Source organism: Candidatus Thermoplasmatota archaeon (genome assembly GCA_018814355.1).
Classification (GTDB): domain Archaea; phylum Thermoplasmatota; class Thermoplasmata; order UBA10834; family UBA10834; genus COMBO-56-21.
Window position 1 is genome coordinate 1 of sequence record JAHIZT010000049.1, and the last position, 3,768, is coordinate 3,768.

At 56.8% G+C, this 3,768-nt stretch carries 4 protein-coding genes; 2 read left to right on the forward strand and 2 right to left on the reverse strand.

The genetic code is table 11. The annotated features are described in order from the left end of the window. Positions 1-62 precede the first annotated feature (62 nt). Entirely contained in the window at positions 63-803 is a 741-nt protein-coding gene (locus tag KJ653_03290; protein MBU0684859.1) for a 16S rRNA methyltransferase, read from the forward strand. Here the strand turns inward: KJ653_03290 and KJ653_03295 are convergent. Beyond that, on the reverse strand, positions 748-1,752 hold the full coding sequence (locus tag KJ653_03295; protein ID MBU0684860.1) for an AIR synthase family protein: 1,005 nt from the start codon (positions 1,750-1,752) through the stop codon (positions 748-750). The genes KJ653_03290 and KJ653_03295 overlap by 56 nt on opposite strands. Positions 1,753-1,878: 126 nt before the next feature. On the opposite strand from KJ653_03295, the gene KJ653_03300 reads away from it, so the two are divergent. After that, complete coding sequence (locus KJ653_03300) at positions 1,879-3,030, forward strand: pyridoxal phosphate-dependent aminotransferase (GenBank protein MBU0684861.1); 1,152 nt, start codon at positions 1,879-1,881, stop codon at positions 3,028-3,030. A 12-nt stretch (positions 3,031-3,042) separates the two neighbouring features. On the opposite strand, the gene KJ653_03305 is transcribed toward KJ653_03300, so the two are convergent. After that, positions 3,043-3,552: a GNAT family N-acetyltransferase gene (locus KJ653_03305; GenBank protein ID MBU0684862.1), complete on the reverse strand. Its 510-nt coding sequence runs from the start codon at positions 3,550-3,552 to the stop codon at positions 3,043-3,045. Between the last annotated feature and the right edge of the window lie 216 nt (positions 3,553-3,768).

The window sequence follows — 3,768 nt, forward strand, 5'->3', positions numbered from 1 at the left end:
AGGCGGATCGCCCAGGAGATCAAGTACGCCAAGGAACACAACCAGCTGGGAGAGATACTCACTTGACGCAATACTCATTCATACTCGCTGATTCAGAGCTGGAGCTCGTGCCCAGGGAGATAGTCAACGAGCGTTGCATACTCAACAACGCGCACGCGCGCGGGAAGGCCCCCGAGAAGATACTCCTGGACGCGTCGCACCATCATCCGGCCTTCGGCAAGCTCCCGGACTCGCAGACGCGCGGCCGGCCGGACATCGTGCATTTCTTCCTTATGATGTGCATCGACTCCGATCTCTCAGCCGCGGGGAAGCTCAAAGCGTTCGTCCACACGAGGAACAACGATGTGATCGCGGTCAACCCGGAGACAAGACTCCCGCCTCATTATCCTAGGTTCGTTGGACTGATAGAGTCGCTCTACGAACAACGTGTCGTCCCGTCCAGGCAGAACGCATTGCTGGAGCTCAGGAACGACGTCCCGCTCGAGACGCTTGTGAGCGCTCTAAAGCCGGACGAAGTGGTAGTGATGGATCCAAGCGGCGAACAGGTGCCTCTGCCGGAGAAGTTCGCCTCCGTGAAGGGTGAGCGGGTCGTGGTCATCATCGGCGGATTCTCCAGGGGCAATTTCAGATCCGACCTGAACAAATTCAAACACTCGAAGGTGTCGCTGGGGCCAAGGCTTCAGAAGGTCTGGACGGTGACCTCGAAGGTCCTCTGCGGAATCGATTACTCGGCAAGGGTCGGCGAGATCAAGGAGAAAAAACCTTCAAAATCTCGTCGCGCTCCGAAGAAGAAAGAGGCGTAATCTTCCCGCCGGAGACAGTCCTCGATTTTCCCTTGCCTGCGATGACCTTGCCCACGACTGCAGCGTCAATCCCTAGCTTGTGAACCTCAGTGACATACTTCTCTGCATCAGACGGTTTGAACGTGGCCAGAAGAGCCCCGGACCCGAGCAATCCGAGTGGGTCCAAGCTGTACCTCCTGCAGATCATCTCGGTCTCCTTTCTTACGATGACCTCGTCCTTCCAGAGCTCGACCGATTTGCCGGACGCCTCTGCGAGTTCCTGAAGGCCCATCGCAACACCCCCCTCGGTCGGGTCGTGCATGGCGGTCACCCTACATCTGAGCGCGGCCATCGCCTCTAGAACGACCGAAAGGCCGGGCTTGAAAAGATAGTTCGCGGCCCTGTCGACGAATTTCTTGTCGAACACCTTCAGGAGTTCGCTTCTTTTCTCTCGGGCGATCGCCGCGGTTCCTTCGATGGCTGCGCACTTGGTCAGCACGATGGCGTCGTCGACCTCCGCTCCGCTCGTGGAAACGAGCCTGTTCCCTTTGACTACCCCGTGCATGTCGCCAACAACTATGGGATGATCGATCCCAGGCGTGACCTCAGTGTGTCCTCCTGTGACTGCGATGCCCAATTCCGAAGCGGCCGTGGATATCTGCTTGAAGATGTCCTCCACGAGCTTCTCATCCGAACCTACAGGGAGCAGTATTACCGCCTGGAACCATGCGGGTCTCGCCCCCCTCGTTACGACATCGTTCGCATTGACGTTGACCGCGTACCAACCGATCATGTCCGAGGCGTAGGTCACGGGATCGGTCTTCAGGACCAGCATCTGCTTGCCCAACCTCACGACAGCAGCGTCCTCGCCTATCGAAGGTCCGAGGATGACCCTCTTGTCCATTGCCCCCGAGTGCTTCAGCATCTTCCTGAGCAGTTCTGGGGGGAGTTTTCCCGTCCTCAGCGCCATGTCTGTTTCGAACGCCATGCGAGCATAATATCGTTTTCATGATTTGTCCTGGCAGACCGTCGCATGACAAAAGTTGGACACCAATGCTTTATATTGCTCGTGTCGTTCACGGGTGGGGCGACTTGGATGATCGCGGAACGGATAAAGCGCGTACAAGAATCTGGCACGATGAAGATGAAAGAGCTGGCCGGGCAGAAGAAGAAGGAGGGCAAGGACATCATCTCCTTCACCGTCGGTGAGCCGGACTTCGACACCCCGAAGCACATCGTAGAGGCTGCGAAGAAGGCCCTGGACGAGGGGAAGACGAGATATCTGGACGCCCCTGGGCTGCCCGAGCTCAGAGAGGCTATAGCTCAGAGGGCAAAGTCAGAGAACAACATCCCGTGCGATTCGTCCAATGTCCTGATCACTCCCACGAAGCAGGCCATCTTCGAGACCATCATGGCGACCATCAACGAGGGGGACGAGGTCATCATGCCAAATCCTGCATGGGTGACTTACGACCCCTGCGTCCAGCTGGCGGGCGGAAAGACCGTGCCCGTGGTGACAAAGGACGAGGACCAGTTCAGGGTCATTCCAGAGGACGTCGCCGAGCTCATCACACCGAAGACGAAGATGATCCTGTTCAACTCGCCGTCCAACCCTTGCGGTGCGGTCGAGACCCGCGACGACATCAAGGGTCTGGCGGACCTCGCAAAGGACCACAATCTGCTGGTGCTCTCTGACGAAGTCTACGAGAAGATCGTGTTCGACGGCATGAAACACTACTCGATAGGTGCCGAGCCCGGTATGATGGACAGGACGATAACGATAAGCGGCTTCTCCAAGACCTACGCCATGACCGGCTGGAGGATGGGCTGGCTCATTGCCTCGAAGCCGATCTTTAAGGCCGTCAACAAGATCCAGCAGCACTCCATAACGCACGCCGTCTCGTTCGCCCAATACGGAGCGCTCGCTGCTCTGACGGGCCCCCAGGAGCCTGTCAAGATGATGGTGAACGAGTTCCGGGAGCGCAGGGACCTCATAATGAAGCTCATGAAGGAGATACCTTCGTTCAGCTGCGCAGCTCCGAAGGGCGCGTTCTATGTGTTCCCTAGGTACGAGGACCCAAGGAACTCTGAGGAGCTGGCACTGTTCCTGATGGACCGAGCGGAGGTGGCGCTCACGGGAGGCTCCTCCTTCGGGTCCGCTGGCGAGAAGCATCTGAGGATCTCCTATGCCACGAACAAGAAGAACATACAGGAAGGCATGGAGCGGATCAAGAAGGCCCTTGCCTGATCTCGGAGATTCCTACAAACCCCTTCTCTTCTCCAGTTTCTTCTGTTTGACTATCTTCCTTCTCTTCGTCTTGACGGGCGGTTCCATTTCCTTCCTGTCGAGGTCCAACCGCTTGTAGATCATGTACGGCTCGAACCCCATCTGTCGCCAGACCGCCCGTGCCTCTAGGTTGTCATTGGCAACACCGAGCCGGACGGACCTGACTTTGTTCTTCTTGAACCATTTGACGGCGACGTCCAGCATCTTCTTCGTGACGCCCTTCCTCCGCCTCTCCTCGAGTACGAAGACGTCGGATATCACGCCGATCTTCCTCTCCTTGAACACAGGCGTGTTCGGGGACAGAAGACAGAGCATGAACCCGACCACCTTGCCGTCCTCCTCTGCGACGATCAGCTTGGTGCTGATCTCATCGAACTTGTCCTCGAGGTATTTGGCCCATTTCCTCTTGCCGTTCCAGGCCAATGTGAAGTCGTTGGAGATGTCCTCGTGATGTCTCGCTAACATCCCCCATAGGTTGACCACTGAAGTGAGGTCATCTGCAGTGGCTTCCCGGATGTCTATGCGAATCGTTGCTATGTGCCCAACTCCGTCTGATTGATTCGTGTGATGCCCGATTAATCTTGTGTCTCAAAGGTTCTGTCTAGACTCGGGTGGTACATGTAGTACCAACTATCAAGAATACGTTGTCTCGTTGACCACCAGATGCCAGTCAAGGCACACGCACGGGTCGATCCGTGC

Coding starts and splice junctions, on each gene's coding strand:
- KJ653_03295 (MBU0684860.1), bottom strand. CDS start 1,752: ATGGCGCTGAGGACGGGAAAACTCCCCCCAGAACTGCTCAGGAAGATG.
- KJ653_03300 (MBU0684861.1), top strand. CDS start 1,879: ATGATCGCGGAACGGATAAAGCGCGTACAAGAATCTGGCACGATGAAG.